14 protein-coding genes and 1 pseudogene are annotated in these 20,775 nt (G+C 41.2%); 5 read left to right on the forward strand and 10 right to left on the reverse strand.

Annotated features, from left to right (window positions below; translation table 11 throughout):
- On the forward strand, positions 1 to 269 hold a 269-nt coding region (locus tag LPA49_RS15725; RefSeq protein ID WP_230236436.1), incomplete at its 5' end, for an integrase core domain-containing protein.
- A 28-nt stretch (positions 270 to 297) separates the two neighbouring features.
- On the opposite strand, the pseudogene LPA49_RS15730 reads toward LPA49_RS15725, so the two are convergent.
- From LPA49_RS15730 to LPA49_RS15745, 4 genes and pseudogenes are all read right to left on the reverse strand, one after another.
- A pseudogene (locus LPA49_RS15730) lies at positions 298 to 780 on the reverse strand (TonB-dependent receptor plug domain-containing protein); the annotation flags it as partial.
- Positions 781 to 1,404: 624 nt separating this feature from the next.
- Positions 1,405 to 2,631 (reverse strand): threonine/serine exporter ThrE family protein, encoded by a 1,227-nt coding sequence (locus LPA49_RS15735; protein WP_036972924.1) that lies wholly within the window; start codon positions 2,629 to 2,631, stop codon positions 1,405 to 1,407.
- 149 nt (positions 2,632 to 2,780) lie between these two features.
- Positions 2,781 to 4,001 (reverse strand): glycosyltransferase, encoded by a 1,221-nt coding sequence (locus tag LPA49_RS15740; RefSeq protein WP_074988719.1) that lies wholly within the window; start codon positions 3,999 to 4,001, stop codon positions 2,781 to 2,783.
- Positions 3,998 to 5,005, reverse strand: coding sequence for a LacI family DNA-binding transcriptional regulator (locus LPA49_RS15745; protein WP_230237104.1), 1,008 nt, complete (start codon positions 5,003 to 5,005; stop codon positions 3,998 to 4,000). The genes LPA49_RS15740 and LPA49_RS15745 overlap by 4 nt, the downstream gene beginning before the upstream one ends.
- Positions 5,006 to 5,159: 154 nt before the next feature.
- Here LPA49_RS15745 and LPA49_RS15750 point away from each other — a divergent pair, with 154 nt between their 5' ends.
- A complete protein-coding gene (locus LPA49_RS15750) occupies positions 5,160 to 7,613 on the forward strand; it encodes a prolyl oligopeptidase family serine peptidase (RefSeq protein WP_118845205.1) in 2,454 nt (817 codons plus the stop codon).
- Between the two features lie 179 nt (positions 7,614 to 7,792).
- Here the strand turns inward: LPA49_RS15750 and LPA49_RS15755 are convergent, their stop codons facing one another.
- On the reverse strand, positions 7,793 to 10,159 hold the full coding sequence (locus LPA49_RS15755; protein WP_230237106.1) for a TonB-dependent receptor: 2,367 nt from the start codon (positions 10,157 to 10,159) through the stop codon (positions 7,793 to 7,795).
- Positions 10,160 to 10,996: 837 nt separating this feature from the next.
- Here LPA49_RS15755 and LPA49_RS15760 point away from each other — a divergent pair.
- Positions 10,997 to 11,614: a LysE family translocator gene (locus LPA49_RS15760; protein WP_230237107.1), complete on the forward strand. Its 618-nt coding sequence runs from the start codon at positions 10,997 to 10,999 to the stop codon at positions 11,612 to 11,614.
- A gap of 45 nt (positions 11,615 to 11,659) precedes the next feature.
- Here LPA49_RS15760 and LPA49_RS15765 read toward each other — a convergent pair whose 3' ends face one another.
- A complete protein-coding gene (locus LPA49_RS15765) occupies positions 11,660 to 12,568 on the reverse strand; it encodes a LysR family transcriptional regulator (RefSeq protein WP_065978962.1) in 909 nt (302 codons plus the stop codon).
- 119 nt (positions 12,569 to 12,687) lie between these two features.
- Between LPA49_RS15765 and LPA49_RS15770 the strand changes: the two genes are divergently transcribed.
- A complete protein-coding gene (locus tag LPA49_RS15770) occupies positions 12,688 to 14,664 on the forward strand; it encodes a ligand-gated channel protein (RefSeq protein ID WP_230237108.1) in 1,977 nt (658 codons plus the stop codon).
- 145 nt (positions 14,665 to 14,809) lie between these two features.
- Here the strand turns inward: LPA49_RS15770 and LPA49_RS15775 are convergent, their stop codons facing one another.
- Genes LPA49_RS15775 through LPA49_RS15790 form a run of 4 tightly spaced genes read right to left on the reverse strand, consistent with a single transcriptional unit; the run spans position 14,810 to position 19,754 of the window.
- Positions 14,810 to 15,856, reverse strand: a complete 1,047-nt coding sequence (locus LPA49_RS15775) for a pectinesterase family protein (RefSeq protein WP_230237111.1) — start codon at positions 15,854 to 15,856, stop codon at positions 14,810 to 14,812.
- A 9-nt stretch (positions 15,857 to 15,865) separates the two neighbouring features.
- Positions 15,866 to 16,807, reverse strand: a complete 942-nt coding sequence (locus LPA49_RS15780; RefSeq protein WP_036972291.1) for a sugar kinase — start codon at positions 16,805 to 16,807, stop codon at positions 15,866 to 15,868.
- On the reverse strand, positions 16,807 to 18,294 hold the full coding sequence (locus LPA49_RS15785; RefSeq protein ID WP_036972290.1) for a UxaA family hydrolase: 1,488 nt from the start codon (positions 18,292 to 18,294) through the stop codon (positions 16,807 to 16,809). Before LPA49_RS15785 ends, LPA49_RS15780 begins: the two co-directional genes overlap by 1 nt.
- A gap of 2 nt (positions 18,295 to 18,296) precedes the next feature.
- Positions 18,297 to 19,754: a tagaturonate reductase gene (locus LPA49_RS15790; protein ID WP_230237114.1), complete on the reverse strand. Its 1,458-nt coding sequence runs from the start codon at positions 19,752 to 19,754 to the stop codon at positions 18,297 to 18,299.
- Between the two features lie 242 nt (positions 19,755 to 19,996).
- Between LPA49_RS15790 and kduD the strand changes: the two genes are divergently transcribed.
- Positions 19,997 to 20,761: a 2-dehydro-3-deoxy-D-gluconate 5-dehydrogenase KduD gene (gene kduD, locus LPA49_RS15795; RefSeq protein WP_118845217.1), complete on the forward strand. Its 765-nt coding sequence runs from the start codon at positions 19,997 to 19,999 to the stop codon at positions 20,759 to 20,761.
- The last annotated feature ends 14 nt before the right edge of the window (positions 20,762 to 20,775 follow it).

The raw sequence follows: 20,775 nt of genomic DNA on the forward strand, positions 1-20,775 counted from the left end.
ATCAAGTAAAGCTTAATGAAAATGGCATTACTCCATCGATGACCGATGGCTATGATTGCTATCAAAATGCATTGGCGGAGCGCATTAATGGCATATTGAAGCAAGAATTCTTACTCTATAAATGCCAAAATCTGAAAGAGCTACGTGAACTCGTCGAAGAATCAATAGTAATATACAATGAAATGAGGCCGCATTTGAGTTTAGGCATGGAAACCCCAAACCAAGTGCATAAAAAAGACCAGGAGCAAAAGCTACTGGCCTTCAATTAAAACCGTCAACGTATTTTAGGACGAGACAATCAATATCAGCCTCAGGTGATTTATACACTTCTAATCCAGAGACAATTTCAGAAGGAAGCATCGTGTAGTTAAAGCCTCGGCTTGCTGAAGAATCAACCCACCAATCAGCAGAGCCAACGGCTTGGCCATTTAAAAGAGTACGGTTTTGGTTTTCTGATGTACCGCGAATACTTATCCGCTCACCTTCGCCAAAGGCACGACTCATCGATACACCAGTAATACGTTGCAGTGATTCTGCAACGTTTTGGTCTGGAAACTTACCAATATCCTCTGATGTCACTGCATCGACGATAGAGTTTGCAAAGCGTTTAGTATTTAGTGATTTGACGACACTGCCACGAATACCGCGAACTTGAATTACTTCTACTTCATCAGTGGTGGCTTGGCCAGTTTCATTAGCAAATACAGGTGAAGCTACGCCCGCACTTAATAATGACAAACTGATCGCTAAACTGAGTTTATTCTTGTTTAAGTTCAACATTGTCGATCCCCTTGAATTCGAACTTGTGTTTTATCATTTAGGTTTAAGTGCTTAGCGGCATACACAGAGCACTTAACTGGTGTCAAACTAACGCAACGTATAGCGTGCTTATTTTTCTTGCTCTGCCAAAAGGCAGCGCTGTCATAAAGTTTGAGTGGTTATTAAACGCTTTTCTTGATTGGGGAGTCTTGAATTTGAATGAAAAGTTGTGAAATGTTAAAAATCAATTAAATTTAGACTTTTGTTCTGTTTAATGTTTTGATTTATTAGTGTTTTTTATTTTTATTTTTGTTGGTTATTTTAATGAGTTAAATTTACTTATTGTTTTTTAGATAATTAAATAGCGGACATTCACAACTTTAAGATGAAAAAGTTGGCAAATTTAAAAACGATTCGATACTGATTAAAAGAAGCTGAGAATAAACACAAAGAAGGAAATTTTAAATTGTCGCGGGGCACCTACATATTTTGTTTGTATCAGTTATGCAGTAACCTCGTTTTTAATGCGAAGCTTTAATCCTTGGCGAATTTGGTTTTCTTTAGAAGGGGTGTTTTCTTGACTTTACACGCTTGCTTACGGCTGCCAATAACCAAAAAGCCCGAGTAAACTCGGGCTTATATAAATTACAAACTCTTTTTCGGTGGCAGCGCAACGTTGGCGAAAATTAAACCCGCTACTAACGACATAAAAATCAAGAATGTTTGCTGACCTATGTGCTCGGCGTACACAAAATCTTGACCTTCAATCAGCGAGTTTAGGCCAATGTAGGTCTTGCTTCCCGGGACTAACACGATTAATCCTTGCATGGCGACGATAGAAGCAGGTGCATTCGCAACACGGTTAAACAGGTTACTAAAAATACCAACCGATAATGCCCCTACAAATGTACCCAAGGTGTAGTCAAGATACATTGCTGAGCCAATGCTTGTACCATATGCAATAAAACCTGATGCAATTGACCATAGCGCATGTTTAAGCTTGGTTCTAAATATCACGATTAAGCTGCTACATAACATGAAAATAGCCAGCCATGCGGTCCACTTGGGTAATGGTTCTGGTTGCACAAAATCGGCTTGTCCGAAAATCGCAAACCCGATACCAATACCAATAAAAGCACCAAAATAGAGTTTAAACAGCAACATAAAGGAATCCATGACTCTGGCTGTTCCCGACACCAAATGCCTCGCTGCAAGTTCGGCAAAGCCTAACGCTAAAGCAAGCCCCGGTATAAACACAATAATGGCAGAGAGAACAACTAACCGAATATTAATTTCGGCATCGAGGTACACACTCACTGCACACGCTAAAATAGCGGAAACAATGGCCACTAATGGTTCAAGCATATGAGCAACGCGTTTAGAACGTGTTGACCAAAGAACAAATAAATACACCACTAAAGTCAGCAGTGCAGACCAAAATACATCATTCCAACTGGTGCCCATTAGCATTGCAAATGCACCACCTGATGTTGCAAACGCAACGCCAGTGGTAAATTTGTTGTAAGGGTTTGGCATGGTGTAAATAATGTCGAGCTGTTTATCAACCTCTTGCAAGGTTAACTCGCCATTGAGCATTTTATTTACCAGATCATCGGTATCAGCAAGCGAGCCTAAGTCATGATCACCCGGATCAACGCGTGCAACATGGGTGTACTCTTCTTCGTGGCCATCTGTCCAGATCACAAACGTCACTGAAGTAGGCGACATGACGAAGGAGGATTTTAGGCCAAGATATGTTGCGACTTCCATTAAGTGCGCTTCAAGTCGATATGCTGGTGTGCCATATTTATGGAGCATTTTACCCAGCTTAACGATAAATTTTCGTTTTTCAGTAAACGTTGCGTTTTTCAAAGGCGTTTTGAACCAAAGGTTAAATTGTTCAGTTAAGGATAGACCAAATTTCAATAAGATATAGTCTGCAAAGCAGACTATAAAGCTTAAATTTACCAGCGCGATTTTAGCGACAAACGCTACTATGTCTAGTGTTATTTAGGGGTAATTTACTTATTTTTTGCTTCAATCCATTGCGCCATATATTGTGTTGAACGCATTGTGTGATGTTTCAGCATTTGCCCTGTGAAATTGTTGTGTCTATGGCTTATCAGTGACTCACTGACGTGTTCAATTTTAGCCATTAATTGCGCTTCAAGTTTTGATTTATCATAATATTTTTGCAATAACTGTTTGCCATATTGCTGAGCTTGAATAAACGCAGATTCATCTTTGTAAAGTGCTACGGCGGCGTCGGCAAATTGCTCTGCATTTTCGCAAACTGTACCTGGCCACGGCTCGTTTAGGTGCATGCCTTCACTGCCAATTGGGGTGGTGACACTCGGCGTTTGCATGATCATCGCTTCCAGTAACTTACCTTTAATACCGGCACCAAAGCGCAGTGGTGATAAGCATACGCGAGCATCTTCCATCACTTTATAGGCATCATCTGCCCAGCCTTTTATTAAAAATCCTGTTTTAGGGTTATTAAGTGCCGTTGCTTTAGGCGGTGGGTAAGAGCCATAAATATGTAATTCGGCGTCAGGTAGTTGCTTGCGGATCAACGGCCAGATTTGTTGTAAGTAAAGGACTGCATCCCAATTTGGGGCATGGCGAAAGTTACCAATCGTCATAAAATGCTGGCGCTCATTAAAGGGTTTTGTGTTGGTCGGAAGCGCTTTTAAGTCGACTAAAAATGGCAAGTGATGCAATAACGCACTATCAACGTTGAATACATCGTTTAGTAATTGCATTTCATAGTGCGAGATGATCAAACTAATATCTGAGCGCAAAATAGCAGCTATTTCACGTTTGGCAATATCACTGTGTAAGTCTGCAAAGCTGAATGCACGTCCTGCTTTATGTGCCTCGTGGCGAGCGTTTCTTAAGCATTGCAAGTCTTCTGTGTCGAGGATTTTTAATGCATTGGGACAGTATTTATCTACACGCCAACCAAATTGCTCTTCCATCATGAAGCGATCAAACATCACGATATCGGGATTATAAGCTTGTACATACTGATCAAAGCTGGCGCAGTTTAGGGCAATGACTTGGCTGGTTATGCCTTCGTTTGCAAGGTCAATCATGTGCTCTGTTTTTTGCGCTGGACTGGCAAACTCGACTTGCCAGTTTTGTGCTCGAAAGGCGCGCAATAGCGACATCATGTGGGTGCCGGCGGCAGAGGAGTTTGGCTCTGGCCATACATAGCCGATCACTAACACTTTTTTCATTGACTTGAGTCTCGTATTTGTAAATTGACATCCACCAAAGTGCGGACAGGTGGTGTCGATTGATTAAGAAGTTCTTTTAAAACTTGGCAAGTGCGCTTACCAATTTCATCGGCATTTATTGCAATGGTTGAGAGCGATGGTAGCATTAATCGCGAGTCTTCAAGATCATCAAAGCCAACAACTTTAATGTCTTTGCTCGGTTCTAATCCATGTTGGCGCATTGCTTCAATGGCACCATAAGCAATCACATCGTTAAAGCAAATAATCGCTTTGATATGCGGGGATTTTTTGATCAAACTGTTGAAGGCTTCGCGGCCACCTTGACGATTTGTTTGTGCCTGAATAACACGTTTGTCTTCGCTTATATTAAATTGTTTAAGCGCCGATAAAAAACCACTCAGTCGCTCATGGTAGTCTGATATTTCATCTACACCACCTAAAAAAGCAATTTCTTCAATACCTTGCGACAGGATATGGCTGGTAGCAATATGAGTGCCTTTTTTGTTGTCGGGTAAAACGCACGGTGCTGCCGAAAAGGGAACCTCACGCATTATATTAATTACAGGAAAGCCGCTATTAATCAGGTCATCTTGCCAGCTTTGTTCGGTGCCAGGGGCCGGGCACATAATAAAAGCAGACACATTGTATTCTTTTAGAGTTTTTACAACTTGCTTTTGTCTTTCTACACATTCGGCAATATTTACCAACATAGGCAGCATTCCTAAATCGTAAATATGCTTCTCCAAGCCTACTGCTAGTTGCGCTGAGTAGGGGTTGGTTAGGTCATTAATTACCAGTGCGACAAGATTCGAGCGCTTACTTCGAAGTGCTGCGGCGTCTCGGTTATATACATAACCAAGCTTATCGATGGCAGTCAGCACTTTTTCTTTACTTTTATTACTGACTTTATCACTGTTAGTGAGAACCAAAGACACGGTAGATTTTGATACTTGCGCTTCTTTGGCTACGTCCCAAATAGTGACTTTGCCCGTTGATTTTTTCATTTTTGTTTAGCGAAAAGTAGCGAATATAGTGTGCTTATATTAGCGTAATTTAGTGATTTAAGTCACTGATTAGCTGCCAAAAGAGTCGAAACTCTTTATAAAATGTCTTAAACTATTTTCTTAGTCGGAAATAAAAACGAAAAAAGGAACTAACATGAAAGCATTAAAATTGCTTTTTACGCTGATGATTGGCGTGTCAGTTTGTACTTCAAGTTTTGCCAATGAAGGGTATCAAACACCTTCACCTGCCTTGGCTTCGGTTGTCGATGCTAAATTAGCACCCAGTAGTTATTTATCAAATGATGCCGAGTGGTTGGCATTATTTGATAGAAAACGTATTGATACCCTACAAGATCTTGCGAAAGAAGAACTAAAACTCGCCGGAATTAAACTCAATCCTGCCAATTTTTCGCGCTCACGTGAGCGCGCTATATTTACGTCTCTGGTGCTAAAGCATGTTGAAACAGGGAGTGAAATTACGGTATCGGGTTTACCCAATGGTTTAATTCGCTCGCCCAGTTGGTCAAGCGATAGTCAATACTTAGCCTTTGTGATTGAACAAAAAAATAGTGCCAATTTATGGGTTTATAACGTCAGTACAAAACAAGCAAGGCAACTCAGTGATACGCCGTTAAACTCAGTATTAACGCGTACTCCTTACATGTGGTTACCCGATAGCAGTGCTATCGTTGCAAATGCGGCTGTTAATTTAGGTAAAACCCGTTTAACCAATGACAGCACGGCTGTCGTTCCGGTAATTCAACAAAGTACAGGTGAAAAAGCACCTGCGCGCACTTATCAAAATTTATTAAGCAGCCCCTTCGATGAAGCGCAGTTTAAGTTTTTTGGTCAAAGTCAGCTTACTTATATTCCATTGAGCGGCCAAGCGCAGCCAATTGGTCAAGCTGGGTTAATTAAGTCGTTTTCAGTATCGCCCGATTCAACCAATATTTTGGTGGGTATGATCGATGAGCCTTTTTCGTACCAAGTTCCATACCAACGCTTTGCTGCTACATGGCAAATTTGGGGAATGCGCGGTTACACCTTGGCTGAGCTGGCAAAACAGCCGCTAGCCGACAATATTCCCCAAGGTTACGACAGCGTTCGTACTGGCCGTCGAGATTTTCAGTGGCGTTCAGACCAAGGTGCCGAAGTCATTTGGGCAGAAGCACAAGACGGTGGCGATATGAAAACAGACGTAGCGCACCATGATTACCTTTATAGTTTGCGCGCTCCGTTTAAACGTGAACCTAAGCTATTTGCTAAAGTTGAGCGTCGCTTCGACTCAATAGAGTGGGGCAGTAACAATGTTGCTTTATTATCTGAATGGCGTTTTAGCGACAGACAAATACGCACATTTGTTATACAACCTCGAAATGCCGATAAAAATCGCGTGCTCTTTTCTGAGCGCAGTTACAATGATGCTTATAAAGATCCAGGTTACCCAATCTACGAGAAAAACGACTTAGGTGAAAGTGTCATCAAAGTGGTTGGCGGTCGTTATATTTATTTCCGTGGTAATGGGGCGTCTGAGCAAGGAAATATCCCATTCTTAGACCGTTACGATGTAAAAACAAACTCAACAACCCGTGTTTGGCAATCAGCTGCACCTTATTACGAGCGTGTGCGTGCGATGTTAGACGATGAAGGCGAGCGTTTGATCACCATACGTGAATCAAAAACAGAGCAACCAAATTTCTTTATTCGTGATTTAGATAACGACAAACTCACTCAATTAACAACGTTTGAGCATCCTTACCCTGAATTTAAAGGCGTAACTAAAGAGCTTATTCGTTATAAGAGAGAGGATGGTGTTGAACTTAGTGGCACACTTTACTTGCCGCCGGGCTATGACAAAACCCAAGGAACGTTACCTGTACTGATGTGGGCTTACCCGCTTGAATACAAAGATAAAGCGGTGGCATCGCAAGTGCGCGAATCACCGTATGAGTTTACTTACATTGGGTATTGGGGGCCTATGCCGTACCTTGCAAAAGGGATTGCGGTATTTGATGACCCTAAAATGCCAATTGTAGGTGTCGATGGTAAAGAGCCGAATGACCTTTTCCGTACTCAGCTCGTATCGAGTGCGCAAGCCGCTGTTGATGTATTGGTTGAAAAAGGCATTGCCGATAAAGACAAAATAGCGATTGCTGGTCACTCGTATGGTGCTTTTATGGTGGCCAATTTACTAGCACACAGCGACTTATTTAAAACGGGTATTGCCCGCAGTGGTGCTTACAATCGCACATTAACGCCATTTGGTTTTCAAGGTGAAGAACGCGATTTTTGGCAAGCTCAAGATGTATATGCCGCAATGTCGCCATTTTTCCATGCTGAGAAAATCAATGAACCTATGTTGATGATACACGGCCAAGAAGATCCAAATTCAGGCACGTTTCCAATGCAAAGCGAGCGCATGTACGCCGCATTAAAAGGCCTTGGCAAAGAGGCTCGTTTAGTTATGTTGCCTTATGAGGCCCACGGCTACCGTGCCCGTAAGAGCTTATTGCATGTGCTTTGGGAGCAAGAGCAATGGCTAGATAAATACTTATTAAGTGATGAAAAGCAAGCAGAGCCAGTTGCTGCTGAAGGTGTCACTCAGTAATTAGCAAAATACTTATATTAAGAATCCCCGCCTTTTAGCGGGGATTTTTTGAGAGGCTAAAGCTGAAGTTAATGGTGGTCAGTATTACCAATTACGATTTAACGAGTTTGAGCTGCCTAGAATTAATTGTTGAAAAAATAATGCCGCTTAGAAAGCGGCATTGACTCTTTAATTGTTATTTACATAAAGTTGTAATCTAAACGTATGCCAATGCTACGCTCGGGTAAAAAATCTATGTATTTTTGAGCGGTTGTTCTATTACTACGACTTCGATCTCTTTTATACTTAATCGCATCATTATCGAAGACATTATTTAAGTGAACGCTTAATTTCACGTTTTCGTTGACCTCATAACGAGCTGATAAGTTAAATACTTCATAACCAGGCACTTCATCTCCAGGTTTGGTATCAAAGTGCGTGTTGTATTTACCATATGCTGAGACGTCACCACGAATAAAGAATGGCTTGTTATTAATGTCAAATTCCTTATCTATTGCGATATAAGCATTATATTTAGGCACCATCGTCATTTCTTGACCTTTAACGCCACCGATTGTTTCATTATCTTCAGTAAGTTCAGAGTTGGTATAAGAGGCATTTACAATTAATGCTATAGTATCTGTTAAGCTTGCTTTTGACTCAAACTCAAGCCCTCTTGAACGTGCTTTTCCTGCATTTGCGGTATAAGAGAACCCACAAGAATCCATGTAAATACTCGTCTTAATATCACTCCAGTTTATTTGATAAATAGCAGAACTAAAGTTGAACTTACCATCGAATAATGAGCCTTTTAAGCCAACTTCATAGTTATCGATTGAATCAGATGTGAAGCGAGCTTTACGATTCTTAGCATTAACATCATTTACACACGCTGCGGCTAGTGGGCTATTGTTACCACCTGGGCGGTATCCTTCAGAGTAAAGAGCATAAATTGAATAGTCATCAGTAGGTTGCCAAGAAGCGCTAAATTTAAAGCGATTTCCTTGTTCTTCACCGCCTATCAGTGTTTTATCGTTTGACCACACACCAATTTCTTCAGTGCGTTCAAAATCTTCTAAATTGAAATGGCGAATACCCGCATTTAACTCAATATTGCCAAAATCGTCTGTTTCAATTTGGTACGCTACATCTGCAAACAGCGCAAACTCTTTTGCCCACTCGCTGAACACATGATAATTCCAAATTTTATTAGGATCGTCAAAGTTATCTAAACCGATTTGCTGGGCATCGTCCCCCCACCAGTAAAGTGCAGCAGCTGCTGTCCTGTCACCGCTTTCAATATATTGCCATTGATGACCTGGAGAGTCAGGTCGCCATGATTTATCCCAATAAGCACCGACAGTCCAACTTAAATTGCTATTTAAATCGAAGTTCTGAAGCCTAATTTCATGGGTAACGCGGGACAGCTCTTGATCGTTTATTATCCATGTTTTAAACATATCAGAAGCATCTAAACGAGACCAATCATCCAGCGAATCAGATTTTACTTTTCGGTATGAACCAGCATAAGTTAATGAAGCAACGTCGGCTATATTATCAACATCAACAGTTAAGCTATATAAATTTGTAGACTCTTTATCCCAACCATCGAGTAAATTATAGAGAGCATATTTATCATCAGCACCATGAATAAATCCACCACCTTGAATACAATCTGGGCGATTAAATGTCGGATCACATGTTATTTTAGTGTCTGAGATATCATAACCGTACTTAGCTGAAGCATCTTCATCATAAGATAATTCATAGTAATATCCTGGCTTTGAGGTATCTCCCAATGTTGCGCCATTAGCAGAATACTCATCATGCACATAGGTGAAGTTAAGTGCTAAATTATCAATTGGTTGCCATAATAATTGACTTCGAATAAAACTACTTTGACTTTTACTCTGTTGTCCTGTTGCTTGATTGACATAAGGACGGACATCGTTGGTTATATTACCTGTCACTCTTAATGCAAGGGTATCTTCTAATAGAGGTACATTAACACCTAAAGATAAGCTGCTGTCAAAACCATCTACATTATTTTCACTTGAGCCTTCAATCGTACCAAATAACTCAAATTCATCTAATTGTGGTTTTTTAGTGATAACGCGAACCGTACCACCGATTGCATTCGAACCGTATAATGTACCTTGTGGGCCGCGTAATACTTCAACTCGCTCAACATCTGTGAGGTTTGTAAATTCATACGGGATATCATCAGTGAATATGGCTGTTGTATCTGGCGATGCGCTATTCCCTCCGCTTAACCCTCTTAAAATTAACTGACCACGAGGTGCTGCAGCACCAGCTAAAGTACGGTAAATATCAGATGCATCAAGGTAGTTTCGATTGGCAATCTCAACTGCAGATACCGCTGAAATACTCATAGGTATTTCTAGGATTGTTTCAAGTTTTTTACGCGAAGTAACCGTTATTACTTCTAGATTTTCCTCTTTTTCAATTTTATCTTCTGTATCCATCGCTATTGCTGGAACTGCATATAAATGACCTAAAATCACAGTGGTTAAAATAGTTTGTTTTGTTAATAGAGTGTTTTTCATTGATGTTCCCAGTGTTTTTTTGTTGATATTCTATTAACGACGTTAATTTAAATATTGGTATTGTTCAATCTATTTAACCCTTTTTTGGGGAATTGTTTTTCTGATTGTTTTTTATTTTGGAATTAATTATGTCTTTTTGTTTATTTTTACATGCTAAATAATGAGATTGACCAACGTGTATATTGTTTTTGTGAGTCGTTAGTCGTGCTTACGGAATTGCTCATCAGGCAATGGTCTTTTTTTGGTGATGAGTGATGAATTTTTTAATTGTTCTCTCAAACTGCACATTCGAATCTTTCTTCAATTAAATTATCCCGTCAGATAAAGCTACAGAGCACTCATAGGTATTTTACAGAGAAGGTAAAAGCTCAGCGCAACAAGTTTGCAGTGATCACAGGGGTCATTGCTGTTTAGGTAAAATACTAAATTCAGTTTCACGCGGAAAATTAGTTATAGTGTCTGTACTTATCGAAGCTATAAAGTAGAGCTGAGTTTAGTTGACTGAAGATGAAGCGCTTGTGCAATAGCCATCGCTATCCCAAGAAATGGAGTCCGATACAATGACTACTCGTGGTCGCGCTGTATGTAATAATGATCTGGCTTGATTATTTGCTGCAATAGAATGTGTTGCCCAAGCTAATGATATAGGCTTTTTGGTAGCTTATATTTTAGTAACGAAGATCGTGGGATAACTAGCTCCCTATATTAATATTGCATTACCAGTTTTCATGAGCTTTAGCGCATTGAAATGTGAGTAATCGCGTGTTTGTTTGCTTATTTAATTGAATGTGTTTAAATCGCTTTCCTATTTTTCAGTATTCATGATGTGATTGGTTTATGCTCGATTTAGCAGTACTTGCGGTTTTTATTCCTACCTTCTTTTTTGTGTCTATTACACCAGGTATGTGCATGACTTTAGCGATGACTCTGGGTATGAGTGTGGGGGTAAGGCGCACATTGTGGATGATGGTGGGTGAAGTGCTGGGCGTGGCAACGGTGGCAATTGCGGCTGTTGTGGGGGTTGCCAGTATTATGCTTAATTATCCTGCGTTGTTTGCGGTACTAAAATATGTTGGCGGTGCGTACCTTATTTATCTTGGAGTCAATATGTGGCGCGCAAAAACCAGTTTTAAGCCCGAAAATGAAACCGAGCAGCAAATAGGGCGCGGACAACTGTTTTCACAAGGTTATATCACTGCCATCGCAAACCCAAAAGGGTGGGCGTTTATGATTTCACTCTTGCCCCCTTTTATAAATGTAGATTTAGCCGTTGCCCCGCAGCTTGCTGTATTAGTAAGCATTATTATGCTGAGTGAGTTTATCTGTATGTTAATTTATGCCACGGGTGGTAAAAGCTTGAGGTTATTTTTAGATAAAGGCGACAATTTAAAATGGCTAAATCGTATTGCCGGTGCGCTTATGATGTGTGTAGGTGTTTGGCTCGCACTTGGATAATACCCACGCGCTTATTTTAGCGAATTGGTATTATCCGTACTGGCCTTAATCAACAAATTCAACCTGTTTCGATACATCATTAAAACAGTGTTTTATGGTTTCTATCGCTGTTTTGGTTTTTGCAGCTAAGCTGTCTCTTGCTGGAGTAACTGCATACACGGTGTAGTTTGGCATGGCCCATTCGGGCGCGATTTCGATGAGTTCTTTTGTTCTTAATAAGTGCCTCACTTCAGGCTCTGGCAACACGCCATAACCGACCCCATCACAGACCAGCGCAATTAAACTTTGCATGTTATTAACGTTTATTTTTGCCTTGGGCAGCGGTTTACTTTCAAGCGTTAGTGGATTAAATGCATTGCTGTCGGCGTATGTATGTGAAATACGGGCGAACTGATGTAAATCATCCCAACTGACTTTTTTAAACTTAGCGATAGGATGATCTCTGTGGGCGCAGAGCTTTAACGGCCAGGTTGCGAGCTTTCGTGCAATCAGATTTGAGTTTGTTAATGGGCCTATTGCAATGGCTAAATCTGCGCCACTTTTTATCATATCGATTGGCTCATCAGTTAAAATTAACTGAATACGTAAATCATCAAACTCGTTTATTAGGCGCTCGAGCGGTTCACTTAAAAGCCCTCCACCAAAACCGACGGGGGCGACTAACTTTAATTCGCCACTGGGTTTACTTTGTAAGTGTTGTAATTGCGTGCTGGCTTGATCTGCAAGTGCCAGCATCTTTAAACAGCTTTGATAATACAAATGACCGGCTTCGGTCAGCGTCAACTCTCGCGGGCTGCGATTAAATAAACTTAACCCGATTTCCTGTTCTAATTGTTTTATATGTTGGCTTACAGCCGATGTCGTCATTGATAACTCAGCAGCAGCACTGCTCATATTGCCTGTTTCAACAGTACGAGAAAATACGCGTAGTGTTTTGATTAGCTTGGAATTCATTGTTCAGGCCTTCTTAATTCAGTTTTAAGAAATCGTAAATTGTTAAAACGGGGACTTCTCATTAATATTGCAAACGCTAATTATTATCATTTATAAACGAAAAGTCACGGAGTATTATTATGACGAGGGTTGTTCCTTCTGTTTTACCTCTCACCGCTGCTGTCTTAGCAGGCCTATCTCATTTTGCATACGCTGATGATAAAAAACAAGACATGGAAGTGATTGTTGTTTCTGCATCTGGGTATGAGCAAATGCTAAAAGAGGCACCTGCAAGTATTAGCGTGATTGATCGTGAGCAGCTAGAAAAGCGTTTTTACCGTGACTTAACAGATGCCATGACCGACGTACCCGGTGTGGTTGTGACCGGTGGTGGTGATAGAAAAGATATCAGTTTGCGTGGTATGGCAAGCCAGTACACTTTGATTTTAATTGATGGCCAACGTCAAACCTCTCGCGAAACTCGTCCAAACAGTGATGGCCCAGGTGTTGAAGGGGCATGGACACCCCCTATTTCAGCCATTGACCGAATCGAAGTTATTCGTGGCCCTATGTCATCACTGTATGGCTCTGATGCGATTGGTGGGGTTATCAATATTATAACCCGTAAAACACCCGAAAAGTGGTATGGCGAACTGCGTTTAGACAGCACCATTCAAGAATCAAGCGAATCTGGCAACATTAATCAAGGTAGTTTTTTTACCGCGGGTGGCTTAATTCCAGAGTTGCTAGGAGTTCAGCTTTCAGGGCAGTTCTCTGAGCGTGATGAAGATGACTTTGTTGCTGGCTTTCGAGGTAAAGAGCAAAGCAATATCAAAGCGAAGTTTATTTTAACGCCATCAGATAACCACGAAATTATGTTTGAGGTGGGCTCGGCAAAACAAAAACTGGATGAAACTTTAGGTAAAACCGTCGCGCCTTTAGCGCAAGGTGAAAGCTGTGGCCGACGGGGGTGTCCTGAGTCGTCAACCACAGAGTACGACCAAGAAACTTATTCGCTTAGCCATAATGGCTTTTACGATTTTGGCTCATCGCGCAGCTATCTAAAATACGATAAGTTTGATAACACCTCGCGTGAAATGTATGTCGAAAATACCGACGCGCAAACAAGCTGGACACTGCCATTTACCAATCATAATGCAAGCGTTGGTGCGGCGTATTTAAAAGAAGAACTGGATGATTATACGAGTAATAGCATCAGTGATTTAACGCATGTGGAAAACGAGCAATGGTCGGTGTTTGCAGAAGATGAATGGTCTGCATCAAAGCAATTTAAACTGACCACTGGGCTTCGTTATGATCATGATGGTAACTTTGCGGGTCACTTTAGTCCGCGTTTATATGGTGTATACAATGCCACTAAGTCGCTGACTGTGAAAGGGGGAATTTCAACAGGCTTTAGAGCACCGAATATTCGCCAATCTACTCCAGCGTGGGGACAGGTAAGCCGTGGTGGTAATATTTATGGTAACCCAGACTTAATCCCTGAAAAGTCCGTAAACTACGAAATGGGGATTTATTATGATATCAGTCGCGATTTATCGCTCTCAAGTACGGTGTTCTACAACGAGTTTAAAGATAAAATTACGCGTATTTCTTGCCCATTAACGCAATGTACAGATGGTCCGAATCAGTTTGGTTCTCTGCCTACAACTTATATCAATGTTGATGAAGCAGTAACACAAGGGTTTGAGCTGTCGGTTTCTTACGATATTACCAGCGAGCTTGATGTGAGTGCTAATTACACCTACACCGAATCTGAGCAAAAAACCGGTGAATACAAAGGCAGTCCACTTAATCAATTACCTAAACACATTTTACAAACCTCACTTAATTGGCGCCCAGTAGATAAACTAGGAACGTGGCTGCGTGTGCATTATCGCGGTGAAGAAAGCCAACCTACGACAGGTCCATCGCAAAGTAGCTTAATTGCACCAGACTACACTTTGGCAGACATGGGGGGTAACTATGATTTAAGCCGACGAATTACACTTGGCTTTGGTGTGTATAACCTATTCGATAAAGAAATATCAGAGGCAGAGTATGGTTATGTAGAAGACGGTCGTCGCTACTGGTTGTCAGTGGGTGTTAACTTTTAAATGTGATGAGTAAGATGAGTGTGGCGTAATTATGCCACACTCATATTTATCGAACGAGGTTGAGTGCATACCTGTGAGAGGTGAGTAACGATATAACTTACAGTGACATTGAAACCCAAAGCATGCACTCTAAAGTTAACGCAACTTATTTCAACTGAAATGCATCAGTTTTAAAGTTTTGAGTAGCCAGCTGTTGTTTCAGCATCTGCAATTGTTGTTTGGGTTGCCATTCGCCTTTGAAAACCCAGTCAACAAGGTTGTTTTCTTCTATATTTAGCTGTTTCGGTTGGAAGTTATCATCTAACCAAGCATACGGGGCTTTGTTATTGGCGAAGAAATAACGGGATCCCCAACGATTTGGTTGGTCTCTTTTCTTATCCGCATAGGTTTTTTTAAAGATAGGTTTATCTGCTAAGTTATCAGAAAACTGATTTCCGAATAAATAAAACTGGGCATCATAATGATGTCTGCCAAGCCAAAAGCCTTCTACGCCATTAAATTCACTATTAGCAACAACAAACTTTTGTTCGCTACTCAATTCGCCATCATGCCAAAGAGTCGCGGTTTGTTTTAAGTTGTAAAATTGAGAATGCTCAATGAGGGCGGTACCTCTTGGGCAAACCATATCTGTAGCCCCAGTGAAAGAGCAGTAAGAGTGGTAATAAAGACCCTCTTTTTTGTTCCAAAGACTCACTGTATCAGCACCATAGGCCTGTACGTCACATTGATGAAAGATGATTCGTGATGCGTTTTCAAAGCCGCGGATCGCAAACTGATGTTCAAGTGTGTTATGAATTTTTCCGTAATCATTGATAACGGAGATATTGGCGAGTGTTATGTCACTGCCAGTGATATTAACCACGGCAGCTCCCCAGTCACTGTCATTGTGTTCTCGCCAACTATTCCTCAACTGTGCGTAACGAATGATAGTATTAGCGGCGGATTCACCGACAATACTGAGGTTACTGCGGGTGATATACAGTTTTTCGTTGTATTCACCAGCTGCAACAGTGATCACCACCTCTTTATAGGGGCTACTCGCATTAATTGCAGCTTGAATGCTGTTATAGGCATGCTTATTATTTTTTTCTACATGCATAAATGTGACAGGCTCGGTACCAATTGCAGGCGTCGCAGCAAAAACACTCTGCGCAATAGATAACCCCACGAGCAATGATAAAAATAAACGCATACTTGTCTCCTAAAGTGTGCTGTTTAGTATTGAGTTATCTATTGGAACGATGGCCCCTCGTTGTTGAATAACCTGTCCTGCAACGAGATTTCCAGCCTCTGCACAGCTTGCAATGTCATGGTCTAGCAACCAATAACTTAAAAACCCCGCATTAAATGAATCACCTGCTGCAGTGGTATCAACAACATTATCTACCAGTCTGGCATCATACTGATTGACAATACTGTGACTATTTTCACTGTATTGACAGCCCTTTTCACCGGTTTTAATGACCAGCTGCCTTACACCTTGTTGATGCAAGTGCTCACGACATTCTGTGAGGTTGTTAAAGCCCCAAATTTGGGCTTCATCTTCAAATGTCACCAAGGCTAAATCAGCAAGCTGATACATACGGTTGTTGCTCTGTTGGCAATGAGATTGAGATGCCCAAAGCGTTGGCCGGTGGTTACTATCGTAGATAATTTTAACACCATGAACTTTTAGATCAGCCAAAGCATTTAGTAAAACATTACAGTCATCGATGGGCAAAATTGCGAGTGAAATACCCGACAAATAAACTGCATCGACCGCTTTTAACTGGCTAACAATATCAGCAAATTTAGCATGGCGAACGAGGTATTTTGCCGCAGAATCATTGCGCCAATATTGAAAAGTGCGTTCGCCATGGGCGTCAGTTTGGATCATGTATAAACCAGCATGCTTGTTACTGTCGGTTAATACGGTGTCACAGTTAACCTGGTAGTCTTGCCAGCGAGCAATCATTGCTTGGCTTAACGCATCCTCTCCCATCACAGTGACGTAATTGACATCAATGCGTTCGCTTGCCAATTTTTTCATGTAAATGGCTGTATTCATGGTATCGCCACCAAAGTTTTGTTGCATTTCGCCAAAAATAGCCCCTGACAACTCCACCATACATTCCCCAATAATGGCAATTTTCTTTTTTGACATTAGAGGGTTACTCCTTTTTTCCAGATGGCTACTTCGCGAATATCATTCACTTCATTACAGGTCGGTTTACCATTCACTACATCCACCAACAAATCGACAAATTCTTGATGAACTTCAGGCATGGATTTGCCATTCACCAGCACACCAGCATCGAAGTCGATCCAGCGGGTTTTCTTTTTCGCAAGCTCTGAATTAGTGGCTATTTTTAAGGTAGGCACAAAACCACCGTAAGGCGTACCTCGCCCGGTGGTAAAGAGCACAATATGACAGCCTGCAGCTGCAAGTGCGCTGGTGGCAATGGGGTCATTGCCGGGGGCGTTGAGTAAATTGAGTCCTGGAGTACTTAATCGTTCACCATAATCAAGCACTGCCTGTACTTTGCTGGTACCTGCTTTTTGAGTACAGCCCAACGATTTGTCTTCTAATGTAGTTATGCCGCCTTTTTTGTTACCCGGAGACGGGTTTTCATAAATGGGTTGGTTATGCGCTTTATAGTAACCTTTAAAATTATTTACCATGCTGACAAGCTGGTTAAAGGTGTCTTCATCTTTACAGCGAGACATTAGTAAGGTTTCTGCACCAAACATTTCGGGTACTTCGGTCAGTACGGTCGTTCCACCTTGAGCAATTAAGTAATCAGAAAAATAACCTAGCATTGGGTTTGCTGTGATACCGGATAAACCATCACTGCCACCACACTCAAGACCAAACTTTACTTCACTCAGCAGACCGGGTTCACGTTTATCATGTTTAATTACATCGTAAATTTGTTCTAGCAGCGCGACACCATCTTCTACTTCGTCATCGGAATGCTGAGATACTAAAAATTTTATTCGATTCTCATCAATATCACCTAACCCCGCTTTAAAGGCGGCAAGCTGATTATTCTCGCATCCTAAACCGACAACTAATGCACCACCGGCATTAGGGTGTAATGCCATATCTTGCAGTAAAATTCTCGTGGTTTCTAAATCGTCACCTAACTGTGAACACCCAAATTGATGAGGAAATATATGAACTCCGTCAATGCCAAGATCGGGGTGATTCCGTAGAAACTCATCTTTCATTTGTTTGATCATACCGTTGACGCAGCCAACCGTTGGAATCAACCAAATTTCGTTACGTATACCAATTTCGCCATTCGCTCTGCGATATATATTCACGGGTGGAGAGGGCTCAGCAGGAGCTTGACTGACAAATTCAGGCTGATATTGATACTCTAACTCATCATGCAGGGTCGTTTTAATGCTGTGGGTATGAACCCAAGCACCTTGTTTTATATCTTCAAGAGCAAAACCAATTGGAGCGCCATATTTTATAACACGGTCATCTTTTGAAATTGGCTTTAACGCAATTTTATGTCCTTTTTCGATGTCGTCTAATGCGGTGAACGAGAAGTCTTCAAACTCAATGTGTTCACCCGCACTAATTGGGCTCAGGGCAATAGCAACATCATCAGTATTATGAAGTCTTAATAACTGTGCCATGATTATAATTCCACTTGTTTTGATAGTGTCTCTTCAACAGAGGTCGTAAGCATGCTGTTAAGCTGTTCTGTTACTAGAACAGTCAATCCTGTCAGTTCATTGAGATCTTTATCCCAATGCCACTTAGCGCCAAGCACACTGCTGACAAGTTCTTTCAATGTTATCGCACCATCTTGGTGCTGTTGCCACAGGGATTTGAATAAAGTGATCCACTCAGGACTATCTGAGAGCTCAATGGGTTGACCATTACGCTCGCCGCGGTAAAACAAAATTTGCCCCGCAATTGCTGTCGCAATAAGTGCTGGAACGGTTTTATTATCTACAATATACTGCTCTAACTGCGGCAGTAATCGCGTTTTAAATTTGGTCATACTATTCAGTGATATCGACATAAGTAAATGACAAATATACGGATTTCTAAAGCGATTAAGCACATCATTGGCAAATACCTGCAATTCATCTTTAGGTAAAGATAGCGTGGGAATAATCTCGTCAAAAATCAGTTTACTTACATATTTCTCGATTAATGGTGAGGCGAGCGCTTCGCCCACAGAGTCGATATTTGCCATATAGGCCAAAGGCACCATCGCAGTATGTGCACCGTTTAAAATAGCGACTTTACGTTGTTTGTAAGGGGCTATATCGTCAACAATTTTAATATTGACATCACTGCCTTCTAAACATAATACGTCAGCTAAATGTTGCGGCCCTTGAATAACAAATAAATGAAAATATTCAGCTGTGACCATGAAGTTGTCGTAGTAGCCAAATTGTTCTTGCAAGTGTTGATGTTCATCACGTGGGAAGCCCGTCACGATGCGGTCAACCAACGATGAGCAAAAATAATTATGCTCGTTAAGCCAGCTAACAAACTCGCTGGGTAAATCCCATAGTTGGCAGTACTTGAGGACAATTTCTTTTAATTTTTCACCATTATAATCAATTAGTTCACAAGGAATGATGATCATGCCGCGATCACTTGCACCGTTAAAGTGATTAAAGCGGTGAAATAACCATTGAGTTAATTTCGCAGGGAAGGCTTTTGCTGGCATATCAGTGAGTGAGTCTTCGCTAATGTACTCGATGCCTGCTTCGGTTGTATTAGAAAAAATTAACTTTAGATCTTCACTTTCTGCGAGCTGTAAATATTTATCGAATTCTTTATAAATAGGAATTTCTTCGTTTACACAGCTAATAATGCGTTCATTAGATACCGATTCACCTTGCTCATTAATGCCTCGAATAATACTGGTATAGAGACCATCTTGAGTATTAAGTAGCGGTAATGTGTCGTAATCAATTGGTCTAATAATGGCGACACCCGCGTTTAAACCTGTTTGTTCATTTAATTTGTCGATTTGCCAATCCACAAAAGCGCGTAAGAAATTCCCCTCACCGAATTGCATTATAGTCGTCGGGTATTTGTTTTTATTGACGTTTTTTCTATTTAGTGTGTACATACATTTGACCCATTTTTAACCTTAATTGGCGTGTTGATTTTTACATCTTAGACATATTTGCCACCGGTGGCAAATAAAATTTGACAAATTGCCACCGGTAGCGAAGAATGGCTATTAACAACTTTGTGAATGTTTTTTACAACTTGTTTATTAAAGTGGTGTTAAAACAGGCATTCAAACTTTTGTATCATCTTATTTGAAGAGTCTGATACAGAGAGTTAACAGATAAAAAGGTTAATTTTATGACAACACAGCTATTCGATTTAAAGGGGAAAACGGCTTTAGTAACAGGCGCGAGCCGTGGCTTAGGAAAGCAAATTGCAATGGGATTAGCCGCTGCCGGGGCTGATGTGATCTGTAGCAGTAGTCGTGAGCATGGTTGCGAAGAAACATGCAGCGAAATAGCTAAAAGCGCATCGAAAACATGGGATATTGCCGCTGATTTGAGCGATGCCAAAAGCGTGTCAGCATTAGCAGAACAGGCGTTGTCGGTTAATGATGGCATCGATATTCTGGTCAATGTGGGTGGCACCATTTTTAGAAGTCCCGCTATCGATTACCCCTACGATGAATGGCAAAAGGTGATAAAGGTTAACCTTGATGCCAGCTTTTTACTTGCTCAGGCATTTGCACCGAAAATGATCGAAAAGGGTCAAGGTAAAATTATCAATATTGCATCCATGCTGTCATACAGTGGCGGAATGACTGTGCCCGCTTACACAGCAAGTAAACATGCTATTGCAGGCGTTACCAAAGCCTTAGCAAATGAATGGGCACAATATAACATTCAGGTTAACGCGATAGCACCTGGGTATTTTAGAACAGATAACACGCAAGCGCTTCAGGATGATCCTGGGCGTAATAGCGAAATAGAAAAACGTATCCCAGCAGGGCGCTGGGGAGAAGCTGAAGATTTAATTGGTACCGCAATCTTTTTATCATCACGAGCCAGTGATTATGTCAATGGACATATTTTGGCAGTTGATGGCGGATGGTTAGCACGTTAGTAGGAAAATAAAAC

It is taken from the genome of Pseudoalteromonas sp. MB41 (genome assembly GCF_020966275.1).
Lineage (GTDB): Bacteria > Pseudomonadota > Gammaproteobacteria > Enterobacterales > Alteromonadaceae > Pseudoalteromonas > Pseudoalteromonas lipolytica.

What these genes read in the sequence shown, in the direction of transcription:
- LPA49_RS15740 (WP_074988719.1), bottom strand. Translation starts at nt 4,001, where the DNA reads ATGAAAAAAGTGTTAGTGATCGGCTATGTATGGCCAGAGCCAAACTCC.
- LPA49_RS15745 (WP_230237104.1), bottom strand. Translation starts at nt 5,005, where the DNA reads ATGAAAAAATCAACGGGCAAAGTCACTATTTGGGACGTAGCCAAAGAA.
- LPA49_RS15750 (WP_118845205.1), top strand. Translation starts at nt 5,160, where the DNA reads ATGAAAGCATTAAAATTGCTTTTTACGCTGATGATTGGCGTGTCAGTT.
- LPA49_RS15755 (WP_230237106.1), bottom strand. Translation starts at nt 10,159, where the DNA reads ATGAAAAACACTCTATTAACAAAACAAACTATTTTAACCACTGTGATT.
- LPA49_RS15760 (WP_230237107.1), top strand. Translation starts at nt 10,997, where the DNA reads ATGCTCGATTTAGCAGTACTTGCGGTTTTTATTCCTACCTTCTTTTTT.
- LPA49_RS15765 (WP_065978962.1), bottom strand. Translation starts at nt 12,568, where the DNA reads ATGAATTCCAAGCTAATCAAAACACTACGCGTATTTTCTCGTACTGTT.
- LPA49_RS15770 (WP_230237108.1), top strand. Translation starts at nt 12,688, where the DNA reads ATGACGAGGGTTGTTCCTTCTGTTTTACCTCTCACCGCTGCTGTCTTA.
- LPA49_RS15775 (WP_230237111.1), bottom strand. Translation starts at nt 15,856, where the DNA reads ATGCGTTTATTTTTATCATTGCTCGTGGGGTTATCTATTGCGCAGAGT.
- LPA49_RS15780 (WP_036972291.1), bottom strand. Translation starts at nt 16,807, where the DNA reads ATGTCAAAAAAGAAAATTGCCATTATTGGGGAATGTATGGTGGAGTTG.
- LPA49_RS15785 (WP_036972290.1), bottom strand. Translation starts at nt 18,294, where the DNA reads ATGGCACAGTTATTAAGACTTCATAATACTGATGATGTTGCTATTGCC.
- LPA49_RS15790 (WP_230237114.1), bottom strand. Translation starts at nt 19,754, where the DNA reads ATGTACACACTAAATAGAAAAAACGTCAATAAAAACAAATACCCGACG.
- kduD (WP_118845217.1), top strand. Translation starts at nt 19,997, where the DNA reads ATGACAACACAGCTATTCGATTTAAAGGGGAAAACGGCTTTAGTAACA.